At 71.0% G+C, this 15,809-nt stretch carries 16 protein-coding genes; 8 read left to right on the top strand and 8 right to left on the bottom strand.

Annotation, left to right across the window (positions count from 1 at the left end; translation table 11 throughout):
- Positions 1 to 3 precede the first annotated feature (3 nt).
- Positions 4 to 708 (top strand): alpha/beta fold hydrolase, encoded by a 705-nt coding sequence (locus tag ACF3M1_RS01580; protein WP_394003287.1) that lies wholly within the window; start codon positions 4 to 6, stop codon positions 706 to 708.
- Positions 709 to 1,098: 390 nt separating this feature from the next.
- On the opposite strand, the gene ACF3M1_RS01575 is transcribed toward ACF3M1_RS01580, so the two are convergent.
- Positions 1,099 to 1,923, bottom strand: a complete 825-nt coding sequence (locus tag ACF3M1_RS01575; protein ID WP_394003285.1) for an alpha/beta fold hydrolase — start codon at positions 1,921 to 1,923, stop codon at positions 1,099 to 1,101.
- A 219-nt stretch (positions 1,924 to 2,142) separates the two neighbouring features.
- Here ACF3M1_RS01575 and ACF3M1_RS01570 point away from each other — a divergent pair, with 219 nt between their 5' ends.
- Positions 2,143 to 2,448: a hypothetical protein gene (locus ACF3M1_RS01570; protein WP_394003283.1), complete on the top strand. Its 306-nt coding sequence runs from the start codon at positions 2,143 to 2,145 to the stop codon at positions 2,446 to 2,448.
- A 128-nt stretch (positions 2,449 to 2,576) separates the two neighbouring features.
- Here the strand turns inward: ACF3M1_RS01570 and ACF3M1_RS01565 are convergent, their stop codons facing one another.
- Positions 2,577 to 3,287, bottom strand: coding sequence for an outer membrane protein (locus tag ACF3M1_RS01565; protein ID WP_394003281.1), 711 nt, complete (start codon positions 3,285 to 3,287; stop codon positions 2,577 to 2,579).
- 399 nt (positions 3,288 to 3,686) lie between these two features.
- Here ACF3M1_RS01565 and ACF3M1_RS01560 point away from each other — a divergent pair, with 399 nt between their 5' ends.
- Positions 3,687 to 4,568, top strand: a complete 882-nt coding sequence (locus tag ACF3M1_RS01560) for a class I SAM-dependent methyltransferase (protein ID WP_394003279.1) — start codon at positions 3,687 to 3,689, stop codon at positions 4,566 to 4,568.
- A gap of 33 nt (positions 4,569 to 4,601) precedes the next feature.
- Here ACF3M1_RS01560 and ACF3M1_RS01555 read toward each other — a convergent pair whose 3' ends face one another.
- Positions 4,602 to 5,666, bottom strand: a complete 1,065-nt coding sequence (locus tag ACF3M1_RS01555; RefSeq protein ID WP_394003277.1) for an MBL fold metallo-hydrolase — start codon at positions 5,664 to 5,666, stop codon at positions 4,602 to 4,604.
- A gap of 167 nt (positions 5,667 to 5,833) precedes the next feature.
- Here ACF3M1_RS01555 and ACF3M1_RS01550 point away from each other — a divergent pair, with 167 nt between their 5' ends.
- Positions 5,834 to 6,448 (top strand): TetR/AcrR family transcriptional regulator, encoded by a 615-nt coding sequence (locus ACF3M1_RS01550; RefSeq protein ID WP_394003275.1) that lies wholly within the window; start codon positions 5,834 to 5,836, stop codon positions 6,446 to 6,448.
- Between the two features lie 52 nt (positions 6,449 to 6,500).
- On the opposite strand, the gene ACF3M1_RS01545 is transcribed toward ACF3M1_RS01550, so the two are convergent.
- Positions 6,501 to 9,170 carry an EAL domain-containing protein gene (locus tag ACF3M1_RS01545; protein ID WP_394003273.1) on the bottom strand — a complete coding sequence of 890 codons (2,670 nt, stop codon included), beginning with the start codon at positions 9,168 to 9,170 and terminating at the stop codon, positions 6,501 to 6,503.
- Between the two features lie 304 nt (positions 9,171 to 9,474).
- Here ACF3M1_RS01545 and ACF3M1_RS01540 point away from each other — a divergent pair, with 304 nt between their 5' ends.
- The 3 genes from ACF3M1_RS01540 to ACF3M1_RS01530 all read left to right on the top strand — a co-directional run bounded on the left by ACF3M1_RS01540 (position 9,475) and on the right by ACF3M1_RS01530 (position 12,025).
- A complete protein-coding gene (locus tag ACF3M1_RS01540) occupies positions 9,475 to 9,693 on the top strand; it encodes a hypothetical protein (protein ID WP_394003271.1) in 219 nt (72 codons plus the stop codon).
- A 477-nt stretch (positions 9,694 to 10,170) separates the two neighbouring features.
- Positions 10,171 to 11,397 (top strand): alpha/beta hydrolase family esterase, encoded by a 1,227-nt coding sequence (locus tag ACF3M1_RS01535; protein WP_394003269.1) that lies wholly within the window; start codon positions 10,171 to 10,173, stop codon positions 11,395 to 11,397.
- 88 nt (positions 11,398 to 11,485) lie between these two features.
- On the top strand, positions 11,486 to 12,025 hold the full coding sequence (locus ACF3M1_RS01530) for a pyridoxamine 5'-phosphate oxidase family protein (RefSeq protein ID WP_394003267.1): 540 nt from the start codon (positions 11,486 to 11,488) through the stop codon (positions 12,023 to 12,025).
- A 172-nt stretch (positions 12,026 to 12,197) separates the two neighbouring features.
- Here ACF3M1_RS01530 and ACF3M1_RS01525 read toward each other — a convergent pair whose 3' ends face one another.
- Positions 12,198 to 12,794: a hypothetical protein gene (locus ACF3M1_RS01525; RefSeq protein WP_394003265.1), complete on the bottom strand. Its 597-nt coding sequence runs from the start codon at positions 12,792 to 12,794 to the stop codon at positions 12,198 to 12,200.
- A gap of 158 nt (positions 12,795 to 12,952) precedes the next feature.
- Between ACF3M1_RS01525 and ACF3M1_RS01520 the strand changes: the two genes are divergently transcribed.
- Positions 12,953 to 13,276 (top strand): hypothetical protein, encoded by a 324-nt coding sequence (locus ACF3M1_RS01520; protein WP_394003263.1) that lies wholly within the window; start codon positions 12,953 to 12,955, stop codon positions 13,274 to 13,276.
- 171 nt (positions 13,277 to 13,447) lie between these two features.
- Here ACF3M1_RS01520 and ACF3M1_RS01515 read toward each other — a convergent pair whose 3' ends face one another.
- The 3 genes from ACF3M1_RS01515 to ACF3M1_RS01505 form a co-directional block, all read right to left on the bottom strand.
- A complete protein-coding gene (locus ACF3M1_RS01515) occupies positions 13,448 to 13,954 on the bottom strand; it encodes a CIA30 family protein (RefSeq protein WP_394003261.1) in 507 nt (168 codons plus the stop codon).
- Positions 13,951 to 14,928, bottom strand: coding sequence for an NAD(P)H-quinone oxidoreductase (locus ACF3M1_RS01510; RefSeq protein WP_394003259.1), 978 nt, complete (start codon positions 14,926 to 14,928; stop codon positions 13,951 to 13,953). Before ACF3M1_RS01510 ends, ACF3M1_RS01515 begins: the two co-directional genes overlap by 4 nt.
- Positions 14,929 to 15,055: 127 nt before the next feature.
- Positions 15,056 to 15,802 carry a DUF4142 domain-containing protein gene (locus ACF3M1_RS01505; protein WP_394003258.1) on the bottom strand — a complete coding sequence of 249 codons (747 nt, stop codon included), beginning with the start codon at positions 15,800 to 15,802 and terminating at the stop codon, positions 15,056 to 15,058.
- Positions 15,803 to 15,809 lie beyond the last annotated feature (7 nt).

The raw sequence follows: 15,809 nt of genomic DNA, 5'->3' as shown, positions 1-15,809 counted from the left end.
GCCATGCGTCAGTTCCGTCGCGGCACCCTCGCCGCGCTCCCGATCATCCTGGCCGCGCTGGCGGCGAGCGCCCACGCCACCTGCCGGGACGCGGTCGTGCTCGTCCACGGCAACACCGGCACGCCGGCACAGTTCGACGCGACCTACGTCGAATTGCGCGCGCGCGGCTGGGCGGATGCCGAGATCCTGCGGCCCGCCTGGGGCAGCCGCACCTGCGCGGCCTGCAACGACCACACCGGCAGCGAGGAAACGCCGGTGCGCGATGCGCTGGTAGAGGCGATCGCGCGCTCGTGCACAGGCCGCATCGACGTGATCGCGCATTCGATGGGCGTCACCCTGGCAGCGAAGCAGATCGTCGACTACCGCCTCGCCAACGACGTGCACACCTTCGTCGGCATCGCCGGCGCCACGCGCGGGCTGTGGAGCTGCGGGACGTATCCGTTCAACGTCGCCACCCCGACCTGCGGCGTCCAGGGCCTGTCGGTCAACAGTCCACTGCTGACCCGGCTGCAGGGCCGTCCGTTGGGATTGCGCATGGTCTCGATCAAATCGTGGATCGACCAGGTGGTCTGCGCGACCGGGGTGTGCACCGTCGGTGGCGTGCACAGTTCGCAGATCGGTGGGGAGAACGCCAGTTACACGGTCGCCACCGGGCATTTCGGCCTGCTCAGCGAGACCTCGGTGCTGCAGGTCGATCTGATCGAGTGAGGTAGAGGTCGCCGCGCGGCGGGCTGGGTGTAGGCCCGCCCTTGGGCGCAAAGAGGGCATCGGAAGAAGCCACATCGCGCGCGAGCGCGCTCCTACACGGCGCATCTCTGATCCGACGACATCCTTGACGTCGTTACCTTCGCGTAGGAGCGCCCTTGGGCGCGATGGGCGCGTCTGAAACGTCACATCGCGCGCGAGCGCGCGCCTGCACGACGCGCCTCTGATCCGACGACATCGGCAACGTCGTGACCGTCGCGTAGGAGCGCCCTTGGGCGCGAAGGGGCCATCGCAAAAACGCCGCATCGCGCGCGAGCGCCCGCCTACAAGGACGAAGAGATGATCCGTAGGTGCGGCGCTCCAGGCGGGGAGCGCCGCGTCCCGCTCGGATGCTCAGCGCTGCAGGAACGTCAGCAGCGCGCGGTTGAAGGCGTCCGCATGGCTCACGTTGACGCCGTGCGGTGCGTCTTCGATCACCACCAGTTCGCTGCCGGCCACCGCCGCGTGGGTGCGCTTGCCCGAGCCGTCGAACGGCACCGTGCCGTCACCGTCACCGTGCAGCACCAGCGCGGGCACGGTGATCCGGGTCAGGTCCTGGCGGAAATCGGTGGTGGCGAACGCCTTCATGCAGCCCAGGGCCGCGGTCTGGTCCGACTGCCGGGCGAGCGCGATCGCGTCCTGGCGCTGCGATTCGTCGACCTTGAGGTCGCCGTCGACGCTGAAGAAATCGGTCGTGAAGCCGTCGAAGAAACGGTCGCGATCGGCCTTGAGGCCATCTTCCATCGCCTTGGCCTTGTCCTCGGTCAAGGGTCCGTCGGGATTGTCGTCCGTCTTCATCAGATACGGCGGCACGGCCGCGGCGAATACCACGCTGTGCAGGCGATCCTCACCATGACGGGCGACATAGCGTGCGACTTCGCCACCGCCCATCGAGAAACCGACGAGGGTGACATCACGCAAGTCGAGATCGTCCAGCACACCGGCAAGATCGGCGGCCAGCGTGTCGTAGTCATAGCCGTCGGCCGGCGTGTCGGAGCGGCCGAAGCCGCGGCGGTCGTAGGCGACGACGCGATAACCGGCGTCCTTCAGCGGCCCGACCTGCTCGGACCACGAGGCCGCCGACAGCGGCCAGCCGTGGATCAGGACGACGGGGCGGCCGCTGCCGCCGGAATCTTCGACATGCAGGCGGACGCGTGGGGAGGCGGAAACGGACGTCATGGGAACTCCGGGGGAACGGGGGAGCGGCCATGCTCGACCGCGTCACTGCGCCGAGGCGTGAAGCATGCGCGCGTACGGACCCGCGATACCGCTGCGGTACAGCTGGCGGACACGCCGAGGACGCCGCTGCAAACCCTGCACACAGGCACACCCTTCGGTTCACGCGCCACCGATGCAGGCGTGCCCAGACTCGCGCCACCCCAACAGGAGGAGCGCCCCGTGGACAGTTTCACCCTGGAATACGACATGTCGCAGTGCTTGTGGGTGCTCCGCCACGACGCGTCCGCGCGCGTGGTGCGTGCGTTCCTGAGCCGGCGCGAGGCCACCGAGGGCGGGCTCGTCCACGAACTCGTGGGCGCGGACGGTGTGCTGCGCATCCGCAATGCCGACGGCAGCTACGAGCGCGACCTGGTGCGTCATCTCGGCACCGAGACGGCCTCCATCGCACATCTCGGCGACGCCGCGGCCGAGCCTGCGCGCGTCACCACGACGCCGGTACCCGTGCTCACGGCCACCGCCGCCTGAGCCGGGCGGCCGCGCAATCGCGGCCCGCTCGACGATTCCGATACGAACAAGGGCGCCCGAGGGCGCCCTTGCTGATGTGCAGCGTTTGAAACCGGTGTCCCGGGGCGGTGCGGCCCCGGGACGCACGATCAGAACGCGTATTCGGCGGTCAGGCCGAGCAGCGCGGTGGAACGCTTCGGACCGTCGAAACGCGCACCCGAGACCGGGTCACGCACGTCGCCGGACTTGGCGCGGTAGTAGTCGTAGTGCACGCCGACGCTGAAGTTCTCGGTGGCGTTCCAGCCGGTGCCGACGCCGGCATACCAGCTGTTGCGGCCGTCGCTGCCGCCGCTCTCGAGGCCAAGGTTCTGGCCGACCGAGTTGTAGTAGTCGACGTTGTTGTCGGAGGCGCGGAAATAGCCACCGCGGCCGCTGACGTACCACGCCGGCGCCACGTTCCAGCGCGCGTTGCCGCCGACCTGCCAGCCACGCAGCGCATTCCTGTCGGCACGCTGGCTCACGTCGTCGCTGTTGTTGACGTTGCGGATCTCGATGTTGCCCAGATCGGTGTAACCGCCTTCGACACCGATGCCGAAGCTCGGCGCGACCTTCCAGCGGTAGCCGGCGACCAGGCCGTAACCGGTCTTGCGACCGTCGCGGCTTTCGAAGACGTTGAAATCACCGGTGCCGAAGCGACCGGCGGTGCCGCCATCCGTACGACCGACGTTGCCGGCGACGAAGGCATTGCCCTCGCCGACCTGGAGGTCGGGACGGTAGGTGTCGCCGCCCATGCTCTGGGCGAATGCGGTGGGGGCACACAGGGCGGCCGCGAGCGCGGCGGGGAGAATGAGCTTGTTCATCGGGGTCTTGTCCTTCTGTTTTTTGGTGTGGGACCGCGCGGTGCCGAGCAGAAAACCACTCGCGCACCAAGGGGGATCACGGGCCCGGAACGTCGGCGCGTGGACGTACGGTGCGTCCGGCGCGGTGGCAGTAGAGACGTTCGAAGCTGAAGCGCGTGCAAACCTTCACGCTCTCTGGACCGCGCGCTAACGCGCGTGTTCAAGCGCGGTTTACGTCGATGAGGAACTTGCGCAGATCATGAGCGACATCGTTCACAGCTGCGGCCCGCACGCGTCGCACGAACCGCCGTGCGAGCGGCGTCCCGCGCGCGTTTGCGCGAGCGCGATGCCGACACGGCCCACATTCGGAACGTTCGCGTGTTGCCTGTACAGGCATTAAGCCTGGGCCGCTCGGGTACGATGCCGACCGCCGTTCCACGTCGATCGAGAGCACACCTTGTGACCCCTGCCGCCGCGCCGCTGCTGACCCGCGAGACCGCCGAAGCCTTGCGTTCGGCCCACGCCGCCGGCGCACGCGAATGGGCCGGGTCGCTCGATCTGGGACGCAGCACCGGCACCGCGACGCTCGACGACGATCACTGGCACTGGGCCGGTGTGGCGCAGCCGTGGCCCGGCACATTGAAGGACCGCACGCTGTATCACCGCGACGGTGACGACTGGCGGCCGGTCTCGCGCTACGCCGGCTCGCTGATCAAGCTCGTGCCCACCGAATGGGGCCCGCCGACGTTCGAGATCGACGGCATCAAAATGCTGGTGTCGGCGCGGATCTCGCCGATCGAGGATGCGCGGCGCAAGGTCGCACTGGTGGCGCCGCGCGACAAGCGCGTGCTCGACACCTGCGGCGGGCTCGGTTACTTCGCCGCCTGTGCGCTCGAGGCCGGCGTGGCTGCGATCGACTCGTTCGAGAAGAACGCCGACGTGCTGTGGCTGCGCACGCTCAATCCGTGGTCACCGGACCCGGCCGCATCGGATACCGGTGGTCGTCTGCGGTTGACCCACGGCGACATCGCCCAGGCGATCACCGCGCTGCCCGACGCCGCGTTCGACGCGGTGCTGCACGACCCGCCGCGCTTCGGCATCGCCGGCGAGCTGTATTCGCAGGTGTTCTACGACCATCTGGCCCGCGTGCTCCGTCGCGGCGGCCGGCTGTTCCACTACACCGGAGCGCCCAACCGGCTGACCAGTGGCCGCGACGTGCCGCGCGAAGTGGCGCGGCGGCTGGAGACCGCGGGGTTCAAGACCGAACTGGCGCTCGACGGGGTGCTCGGCGTCCGTCGCTGATCCCATCGCACAGTCGCGCGCCGCGCCGCTCGCTCACTTCGCCACCGTCCGCCACCAGGCCTCGGTGGGTTGCGGCGCGGCGAGGTCGACACGCTCGCCCATCTTCGGCGTCGACAGCGGGATACCGAGTTCGGCGGTGCGCGCCGCGACCCGCTCGAAGGGATCCGTCCAGACATGCATCGCCAGGTCGAAGGTGCCGTTGTGCACCGGCAGCAACACGCGCCCGCCGAGATCCTGGTGGGCCTGCACCGTCTCCTCCGGCAGCATGTGCACGAAGGCCCAGCGCCGGTCGTAGGCGCCGGTTTCGACCATCGCCACGTCGAACGGCCCGAAGCGGCGGCCGATCTCGGCGAAGCCGTCGAAGTAGCCGGTGTCGCCGCTGAAGAACAGGCGCAGCTCCGCAGCCTCGGTCGACGCCGGCGGGTCCACGATCACCCACGAGGCCCACAGCGTGCGGTCGCCGTCGAACAGGCCGCGGCCGGAAAAGTGCTGGGCGGGCGTGGCGGTGAACTGCAGGCCGTCGACGGTCGTGCCCTGCCACCAGTCGAACTGGTGGACCTTGTCGGCCGGCACGCCCCAGGCGATCAGGCGGTCGCCGACGCCGAGTGGCGTGAGGAACACCTCCGCACGGTCGGCCAGCGCACGCACGGTGGCGCGGTCGAGGTGATCGTAATGGTCGTGCGACAGCAGCACGCCACGCAGCGGCGGCAGGTCGTCCAGGGCGATCGGTGGCGCGTGGAAGCGTCGCGGACCCGCCCATTGCACCGGCGAGGCGCGCTCGGCGAACACCGGATCGGTGATCCAGAACCCGCCGCGCAGCTTCAGCAGCAGCGTCGAGTGGCCCAGGCGGTAGAGGCTGCGGTCCGGCGCCGCGTCGAGCTCGGCGCGGGTCAGCGGCACAACCGGCAGCGGATCGGAGGGCGCCGTGCCCGGCGGCTTGTTGAGCACCACCTCCCAGAACAAACGCAGGCTCTTGCCGAGCCCCATCGCCGGGCGCTCGCGCACATTGCGGAAACGGCCGTCGTCCGACTGCGGCGACGCCGCATAGTCGGCCACCGGATGGTTGGTGCGGGCGTACGACAGCAGGCAGGCACTCATGAGCGCGGTTCCAAGCATGACGAGGGACGGGAGCAGGCGTCGACGACGCCGGCGTAGCGGGGGATGGGACGGCGGCGGCACGACGGACACGGGCGACTCCACAGAACTACACGGTGCAGTTTACATATCGGATCCAGGAAGTAAACCGGTCGGTGTAGAATTCTCCAGTGATTCCCGTCGACCCCCCGCTCCGTCTTACCGACCGCAAGCACGCGGCGATTCTCGATGCCGCCGTCGAGGAGTTCCGCGCGTCGGGCTACGAGGCCACCAGCATGGATCGCATCGCCGCGCGGGCCGGGGTGTCCAAGCGCACGGTCTACAACCACTTCACGGGCAAGGACGCGCTGTTCGTACGCATCCTCGAAACGATGCTCGAGCGCGGCATCGTCGGGCCCGACCTCGCCTACCGCGCCGACCGGCCGCTGCGCACGCAACTGCTGGAACTGGTGGGCCAGAAGCTCGAACTGTTGCGGGACCCGGCCTTTGTCGATCTGGCGCGGGTGGCGATGGCGGCCGGCCTCCATTCGCCCGACCTCGCCCGCGACATGCTCGCGCGCCTCGGCGACCGCGAGGAAGGCCTGACAGTGTGGATGCGTGCCGCCGCGGCCGACGGGCGGTTGAAGACCGACGACCCGCTGTTCGCGTCGATGCAGCTGCAAGGCCTGGTCAAGAGCTTCGCGCTGTGGCCGCAGCTGTCGATGGGCCAGCCGCCGCTCGACGACGCGCGTCAGGCGCGGGTGGCCGAGGCCGCGGTCGACATGTTCCTCGCCTACTACGGCTGAGCACGTCGGCGGGACCGAAAGGCGCGATGCGCCTGCGCGCCGACGCCTCGGCTCAGCGCTGGAACAACACCCGCTCCGGGCGGTGCAGCGCGAAGCCCTGGCCGTAGTCGACGCCGAGCTCGGCCAGCACCTCGCGCACGCGGATGTCGTCGACCCATTCGGCCACCACCTCGAGACCGCGCTGGTGGCCGATCTGCACGATCGCGCTGACGATCGTGCGGCTCATCGGGTCGCTGCCGAGTTCGCGGATGAAGCTGCCGTCGATCTTGATGATGTCCACCGGCAGGTTCTTCAGATAGCCGAACGAGGACATGCCGGCGCCGAAATCATCGAGCGCGATCCGGCACCCGGCGGCGCGCAGCCGCTCGATCACGCCGGCGACCTTGAGCAGACTGCGCACCGCGACGGTTTCGGTGATCTCGAGGCAGAACCGGTCGGCCGGCACGCCGTGCTCGGCGATGCAGCCGAGGATGAAGTCGGCCAGATCATCGTCTTCGATGCTGGCGCCCGAGAGGTTGATCGCGCAGGTCCGCAGCGCGGCGGCGTCGGGATGCAGGCGCGCGAAATGGGCGACCGCGGTGGCGATCACCCAGCGGTCCACCGCGGGCATCAGCCCGTAGCGCTCCGCGGCAGGCAGGAAGGTGCCCGGCATGATCTCGTGCCCCGATTCGTCGCGCAGGCGCAGCAGCAGCTCGACGTGGGCACCGCCGTTCGGCGCGTCGTCGATCGGCACGATCTCCTGGTAATCGAGCAGCAGCCGGTTCTGTTCCATCGCCACGCGCAGGCGGTTGGCCCATTCCATCTCGCCGTGGCGGCGGGTGCTGTCGTCGTCCTCGCGGTAGAGGTGGACGCGGTTGCGGCCGTTCTCCTTGGCCTGGTAGCAGGCGCTGTCGGCCCAGGCCATCACGTCCTTCAGGCTCAGCCCCGCACGGTCGGCCATGACCACCCCGATGCTGGCGCTGACCGAATACGTGCGGCCGTGCCAGACGAAGCGCACGGCGTCGATGCAGCGGCGCAAGCGTTCGGCCAGCGTGAGCGCGGCGGCCTCGTCGACGTCGAAGGCCATCAGGCCGAACTCGTCGCCGCCGAGACGGGCGAACAGGTCGCCGTCGCGCATCTGCATGCGCAGCGCCATGACCAGCTCGATCAGCAGCTGGTCGCCGGCCATGTGGCCGGAAAGATCGTTGATGACCTTGAACTGGTCGAGATCGAAATACAGCAGCGCGAACGGCGGCGCGCCCGGCTGTCCGATGCGCTGGGCCAGTGCGCGGGCCAGGCGGTGTTCGAACTCGCGCCGGTTGTACAGCTCGGTCAGCGCGTCGTGCGAGGCCTGGTAACTGAGACGCTCGGTGAGCTCGCGGTGCTCGCTGTTGTCGGCCGCGGTCAGGAGCAGGTGCGAGGCGCCGTCGACGACCACCGGGGCCAGCGACACGCGGGCCCAGAACGGCGCATCGCGGCCGGTCATCACGACCTCGCGGCCGTCCCAGCCGCCGTCGCGTGCGGCGACCTGCAGGGCGTCGTGCACCGCCGGATCGGCGAACATCGCCGACAGCGCCCGGCCCTCGATGTCGCCGAGCCGCTGGCGCGCGGCCTGGTTGGCATAGGTGATCCGTCCCGTCGCCCCGTCGGCCAGCAGCACCAGCACCGGCAGCAGTTCGTTGAGCGTGCGGAACCGCGCCTCGCTCTCGCTGAAGCGGGCGCTCATCCCTTGGCCCAGCACCAGCGCGCGGCGGTGCGTGCTGGCGATCGACCACAGCAGCAGCGCCAGCAACACGCTGATCGCCGTGCCTGCGACCACGGTGGCACGCACGCGCTCGCTGTCGGGACGCGCCGTGATCGGCTGCATGCGCAGTTCCCAGCGTCGGCCACCGAAGGCGAGCCCGCGGACCATCACCTCGCCGTCGTGGCCGGGGCGGGCGCCGCCGATGAACACCGTGGCGTCGTCCGCGGCCGCATCGAGGTCGCGGACCTCGAGGTGCAGGAATTCGAGGATCCGGCCCTGCAGCGCGGTGCGCACCATCGGATCGAGCTGCAGGCTGATCGCCAGCGCGCCGATCTCACGTGCGCGGCGTTCGTCGACATCCGCCGGCACGGGCCCCTGCGAATACACCGGAAGCCGCAGCGTGACCCCGAGCGCCTCGGTACCGGGCGCCTGCACCTGGGCGAGACGGAACGGCGCCGACATCACCACCGTGTCGCTGTCGCGGGCCACCTGCAGCGCGCGCAGGTTCGCCGGTTGCGCGGTGACGTCGAAGCCGAGCACCGCGGCGTTGCCTTCGAGCGGCGTGATCAGCGTGTAGCGGTACGACAGCGGCGTGTCGGCGGTCGCGGGCTGGTAGCGGGCGAATCCGGTGATCCGGTAGCCCGGCACGTTGTCCACCGCGCGCAGGTTGGCCTGGTAGCGGGCGAAGGCGTCCTGGTCCATTGCATCGTTGGAGAGGAACACCGTCTGCATCGCCCGCAGCGCGATCGACGCCGCGTCGAGCGGTTCGCGCAGGCGCGACTGCGCGGCGTCGGCCAGCGAGGCATGCAGGGTGTCGGCGCGCAGCTGGGCGGCCTCGCGTTCGCGCTGCCCCAGCATCGCCGTGGTCGCCAGGCCGAGTACCAGCGCCAGCGCGGCCCAGGCCAGCGGCGGCCATGCGCCCGGACCGGCCGACCGCCCCCGGCGCCGGAGTGGCGGTGCGGACGAAGGGGGCCCCGGCGATGTCTCCACTGTGCGCATGCTGTCTGGCAAACCCGGATACGGCGACGGTACGACTGATCGACGCAACCGCGCCACCTGTCCGTCCAATGGCGCCTCGGCGCGACCGGACGGCGGCGTGCCTGCGACCGATCCGGTTCTGTATCGGACGAAGCGCCGCGGTTCTTGAGCGCCCGGCCCGGGCCACCGCCGTGCATGCGTGCCGCACCGTCCGCCGACCCACCACCGGCAGGCCGCGCGCGCGTGGCAGTTGCGTATGGAGTCACGCCCGGATCACCGGCGCGCTTCCATTCTGGCCGCCCGTCCACACCGTCACGAGTCCCCCATGAAGCTGTTCCGAATCTTCGCCGCCGGCGCCCTCAGCTACGTCGCCTACCGTGCATGGCAGCGCCAGAAGACGCCGACCGCCCCGTCCGCACCGCGGCTCGATGCCGGTGCACGGACCGCCCCCCATGGCGATCCGGTGCGGTTGGCCGACAGCGTCGACCTCGAGCCCGCACCGAGCTTCGGTGCGCAGTCCAGCCGCAGCTTCGGCGAGACCTGATCGCACACGCCCCGGTCGATCGGCCCGGGCGTCCGGTTACGGCGGCTCGACGCGGTCTTGGCCGCCGCCCGGGCGTCGTAGCCCGCTTCGTTCGAGGTGGCGTCGAGGCAGCCTCCACCATCTTCCAGACGATCGCTCCGGCCGCGGTGCGGCGTGCGGCACGCCGGCATCGCCGGCCGACGGGGCGCTCGCTCCGGCGCAGTGAGCGCCATCGGACCGGGTACACGCCCGCATCCGGCGTCGCCGCGACGTTTTGATTCAGCGCGTAATCCGTGCGTTGCCCCCGCGATACGCCGCCCCCGTTCATCCTGCGGCCCGGTCCACGGCGATCGCGCTTCGCAAAGCGCCGCATCGGCCCGCATCGGGGTGCAACACCTGCGATCCGTACGCCTCTGACGTCGGAGTCCGCCCCACGGCGCTCACGGCGCGGCGCCTAGGCTGCACCGGCGGATTCCCCCCACCCGCCTGGATGTCACCGTGAACCCTTTCAAGAAGCTCGCCCGACGCTTCGGCGCCCCCCTGCCCGCGCGACCGGATCTGGCCCGGTTGCGACCGTCGGTCACCGCCGTCCGCGCCACCACGGCGCAGATCCAGACCACAATCGAGCGGGCGCTGGCCGCGGCCGGCCTCGGCGTGGGCACGCGCCCGCAGCCCGTCGCGCAGCCGCGGCCCCGTGCCGCGCCGCGCCAGAGTGCGCCCGCTGCCGGAACGCGACGGACTCCCATCGCCACGCGGGCCACGGCGATCGCGCCGCGTGCTGCGACTGCGCGCACGGCGCTCCCGCCCGAGGCACGGCCGGCGTCGCCGCCTGATGCACGCGGCCCTGGGCGCGGCACCTCGACCGAGTTCGCGTACTCGCATGCGGCCGGCACGCGCGCCTACGTGCTGTACGTGCCGCCCGGACTGGATCCGGCCGCCGGTGACGGCGCGCCGTTGCTGCTGATGCTGCACGGCTGCACGCAGTCGCCCGACGATTTCGCCGCCGGGACGCGCATGAACGCACTGGCGGACGCGCACGGCGTGCTGGTGGCCTATCCGGAGCAGACCCGCCGCGACAACGGCTCGCGCTGCTGGAACTGGTTCCGGCGCGAGGACCAGCAGCGCGGCAGCGGCGAGCCCGCGATCCTCGCCGGCATCGTCGGCGACATCGCCACGCGCCAGCGCGTGGACCCGCGACGCGTCTACGTGGCCGGCCTGTCGGCGGGTGCGGCGATGGCGGTGATCCTCGGCCGCACCTATCCGGATGTGTTCACCGCCGTGGGCGCGCATTCGGGCCTGCCGTTCGCCGCCGCGGTCGACGTGCCCGGCGCGTTCGCCGCGATGCAGGGCCGCGGCAAGGCCCGCGGCGCGGACGCGGCCCGGGTCGATGACGTCCCGCGCGTGCCCACCATCGTGCTGCACGGCACCGCCGACCGCACCGTGCAGGCCGACAACGGCCACGCGATCGTCGACGACGCCATCGCCGATCGCCCGGGCGCGCCGCCGCTGCGTGCGCTCGCGCCGGCCGCCTTGCACGTCAACGGCCGCGCCGCCACGCGCACCGGCTTTGCCGACCCCAACGGGCACGTGCATGTCGAACACGTGGTCATCGACGGCGCCGGCCATGCCTGGAGCGGCGGCGATCCGGCCGGCAGCCACACCGACGGCCGCGGACCGGATGCCTCGGCGCTGATTCTCGCGTTCTGTCTGACCCATTCGCGCTGACGCGCCGCCCGGGTCACGCGCGGATCACCCGGCCGCGCCCACGCTCCGCCCACGCCCCGAACACCGCCCCCGATCAACGGAGACACCCATGGATTCGATCAACCGCAACCAGCCCGAACACAACCACGAGAACCTCGCCGGCCAAGCTGCCGTCAAACGTATCCGCGCGATGTCCGACGACGCCGACTCCTGCTTCTTCTGCACCACGCCGCTGCCCGGCAGCGAGACCGGCGGCACGCGGCCGATGGCGATCCAGGAAGCCGACGAAGCCGGCGCGCTGTGGTTTTTGAGCGCGTCCGACAGCCACAAGAATGCCGAGATCGAAGCCGACCCGGCCGTGCGCCTGTTCCTGCAATCATCGAAGCATTCCGGCTTTCTCGCGCTCGACGGCCACGCGACGATCAGCCGCGACCGCGCGCAGATCGATGCGCTCTGGAACCCGATCATGAAAACCTGGTTCACCGGCGGCAAGGACGATCCGCGCATCACGGTGATCAAGGTCGTCCCGACCTCCGGCTACTACTGGGACAACAAGCACGGCGAACTCGTCGCGGCGACCAAGATGGTCATCGGCGCGGCGATCGGCAAGACGCTCGATGATTCGATCGAGGGCAGCGTCAGGCCCTGAGCCTGCACGCTGTTGCGCGCGCCGCGAACGGCGGCGCGTGCAACAGGCGCATCGCGCGATGCGCATGAGCGCGGGACATCGCGGCGTCCCGACGCGGCCGCTGCCCACATGCGCGGCTGCGCGTGCTCGCCAGCGGCGTCACGCCGCGCATTAGGACTTCAATCCACCTGCATCACGGTCCGCACTGCCACTGCCCGTCGAATGTGCGGCTCGCGCCGTCGGCGCGCAGGTAGGTCAACGTGGCCGGTCGCGGCGGGGACTCGCCGCCGCCGATCGCCGGCCCGGTCTCGACGATGCGGATCGTCTTGCCCTGCCCGGTGAAGGTGGGGTTCCGGGTCATGCCGTCGAAGCCGCCGGGGGCGCGGATCGGCTCCATGTAGCCGGCCACCTTGACCAGGCCCAGCGCGGGCGCATCGGATGCGACGACGCCCATCGCGTGCAGCAGCGGCCCCTCCGCGCCGTCCTCAGAAAAGCTGCAGGCGAGTTCGCCCTCGAGCCCGGCGCCGCCGAGCTCCTGCACCGTCAACACCTCGAGCACGATGTCGGAGCCGTCGCCGCCGACGGTGCCGGCCGCCGCCTCCGGCGCTGACGTCTCGGGCGGTGCCGCATCGGCGCGAGCCGACACGGGCGTGGCCGTGGCGGTATCGAGCTCGGCCGACGCGCCGTCGGCGTCGGGCGCGCACGCCGCGAGCGCCACGGCAGCCAACACGGGGACGAGCGCACGGGTGATCACGCGCGGTGCAGCGGAGACGGGGCGAGGTGGTTTCATGGGGAGTCTCATGTGGAGCGGTCACGCGTATACGCGTGACCCGGGGCATCGATCGTCGCGGCGCGCGCCTTCGCATTCCGTGAAACTTCCATGCACGGCGCGTGCATCGCCTCCACGTCGGACGGACCACACTCGGCGCTCCCGCCCGCGCAATCGACATGCCGCCGTTGAAGACGCCCGACCAGCGCTATCTTATTGTGCGCGGCCGCCTGTGGCGCGCGTCGAATCCCGCATTGCCCGATGCCGAGCGGCAGCGTCTCGTCGACACGCTGATGGATGCACGACGTGCGGTGAAGTCCGCACGGCAGGCCGCCGACGACGCTCAACTGGCCGATGCCCGACGCGCCGTGGACACCGCGAAACGCGCACTCGGCGAGCGCGGGCCGGTGTGGTGGACCGATGGTGTGAAGGACTACAACCGGCACCTCGTCCATAACTCGCCCTATGCCGACTGGTATGGGCAGCAGGCCATCGGCGACTGACGCGTCGTGTGCCGTTCGCGCCCCGGGCTGCGGCCGGCGTGCGGTTCGATCGGGGATTGCACCGCGCGAGCCGTGGCCTCGACGTGGCGGAACGCCTTCGATCGAGTCTGCGCGTCGGGCCTGCAGGTTCCGCCGGCGTTGCGATCCCACCCGAACACGGGCGGCCGGCCATCAGGCCACAGTGGGCACCGGCCAGATCCCGTCGACGTCCAATGCGAACCCGCCTGCGCGGCCGTCGCCGATCAGAAGGCCGATCTCCTCCACCTTCGACAGGTCCAGCGCCGGTCCGTCCAGCACGGTGCCCCGGTAGGTGGGCTGCATGCGGGCGAACGCGACGACGACCTCGGTCCACACGCCGGCCGGGGCATCGAAATCGCCGCGCCACGACACGTTCGAGCCGCGATGCCGCGCGTCGGTGGCGATGCGCAACTGGTAGCCACGGCCGTCGCCGCGGACACGCAGGTGCAGTCCGCGCGCGCCGGCGAGATCGAATGCGCCGCGTGCGCGGATCGAGGCGAAGCCGCCGTTGTCGTCGAGCGACGTCGTGCCGGAGAACGTCAGCACGCCGTCGTGCACGGCCACCCGGCTGCGCGAGTGGCCGCCCATCACGTCGTCGTCGAGCGTGACCCAGTGCGTGGGCACCGCACCGATGTCGAAGCGCGGGGGCGAGGCGCTCATGCGACCTCCAGCATCACCTTGCCGACGTGGTCGCCGGCCTCGAGATACACGTGCGCAGCGGCGGCCTCGGCGAGCGGGAACGTGCGGTCGACGATCGCGTTCACCCGGCCCTCGGCGATCCACGGCCAGACCACGCGCTCCACGGCGACGGCGAGCCGTGCCTTCTCGTCGGCGCTGCGCGAGCGCAGCGTCGAGCCGGTGAGTACGGCCTGTCTCTGCATCAACTGCATCACCGGCACCTCCAGCACCGCACCGCCGAGCGCGGCGATGTAGACGATGCGGCCCTTCGGGTTCAGGGCGTCCAGCGTGGCCGTGAGCGTGGCCGCGCCGACCATGTCCAGCGCCACGTCGATGCCGCCGTGTTCCTTCGCGATCGCGCCGAAGTCCATCGTCGAGGTATCGACCGACACATCGGCAGCGAGCGCGCGGGTGCGCGCCGCCTTGTCGGCACCACGGCTGCAGGCGATCACATGTGCGCCGGCGGCCCGGGCCATCTGTATCGCGGCCACCCCGATGCCCGAGGTCGCGCCGTGCACCAGCAGCCATTCGCCCGGCTGCAGCGCGCCGTGCTCGAAGACGTTGGCGTAGACGGTGAACACGGTTTCCGGCAGCGCCGCGGCGTGTACCCAATCGAGACCATCGGGAATCGGCAGCACGTGGCGCGCGTCGGCGACGGCGTATTCGGCATACCCGCCGCCGCCCAGCAGGGCGCAGACGCGGTCGCCTTCGCGCCAGCGTCCGGCCCCGTGCACGACCTCGCCTGCCACCTCGAGACCTATGGTTGCAGGCGCGCCCGGCGGCGGGTACTTGCCCAAGCGCTGCACGATGTCGGGCCGGTTGACGCCGGCCGCGCGCACGCGGATCAGCACCTCGCCCGCTTTCGGCACCGGGCGCGGCACCTGCACCGGATACAGCGCATCGGCAGCGCCGGTGCCGCCACGGATGGCGATGGCGGTCATGGTCGGATCTGGCATTGCGGCGTCCTCGAACGGTGGGCGTCCTGCGGTGAGACCGCAGCCTCACTGCGCCGTCGTTGTGCGCATCGACGACGGCGGTCTCCCGCGCGCGCCCCGAACATTCGGCGACGCGACGCGGGCGGGATCAGCGGGCGGTCTGCAGCGCGCGGGCGGTGTCGAGGTGTTCGGCGATCGCCGTGCGGGTCTGCTGCAGGTGCCGCGCCACGTCTTCGTCGGCGGCAGCGGGAATCAGGGTGTCGTCCAGTTCGGCCAGCGCCGCTTCGTGATCCTCGACCATGGCCGTCAGCCAGGCGCTGGTGAAGGCGTCGCCATCGAGCGCGGACACGCGCGTGCGCGCCGCCGTATAGCGCTCGCGCAACGCGCGGCTTTCGGCCGTGAGCGGCAGGTCGATCTCCTCGTCCGCCTCGGTGCGCTCGGTGCGGGGCGCGAGGGCGCCGGCCGCATCGCCGCGCGGTGCCTGCGGATCGCTGGAGCCGGTGACGGCGGCCGTGTCGCCCGCGGTGGCGGCGTAGCTGCCGGTCACGCCGCTGTCGAGCAGGTTGCGCGTCGCGGCGAGATTGCGACTGTGCGTATCGCGCAGGGCTTCGGCCAACGCGCGCACGTCGCCGCTGACGTTCTTCCCGAGCGCGGTCTCCGCTGCCGCCGCGATGTGGCGATCCAGTTCGGCGACGCTGCGCAGTGCCGTGCGGTCACCCTCGGCCAGCCCGGCCGCATCACCGGCGTCGGCGTCGCGGCCCGCGTGGTCGGGGCCCTGCGCGGTGGCCGTGCTGTCCACCGACAGGCCCGTGGTGTCGTTCGCAGGATCCTGGTTGTTGCAGGCTGCCAGCGCGAGCACCAGCGCAGCGGCGAGCAGGGAAGCGGTCGGTTTCATGGGGCGT

The organism is Luteimonas sp. WGS1318, assembly GCF_043187535.1.
Taxonomy (GTDB): domain Bacteria; phylum Pseudomonadota; class Gammaproteobacteria; order Xanthomonadales; family Xanthomonadaceae; genus Luteimonas.
This window is presented reverse-complemented; position numbering and strand designations above follow the sequence as displayed.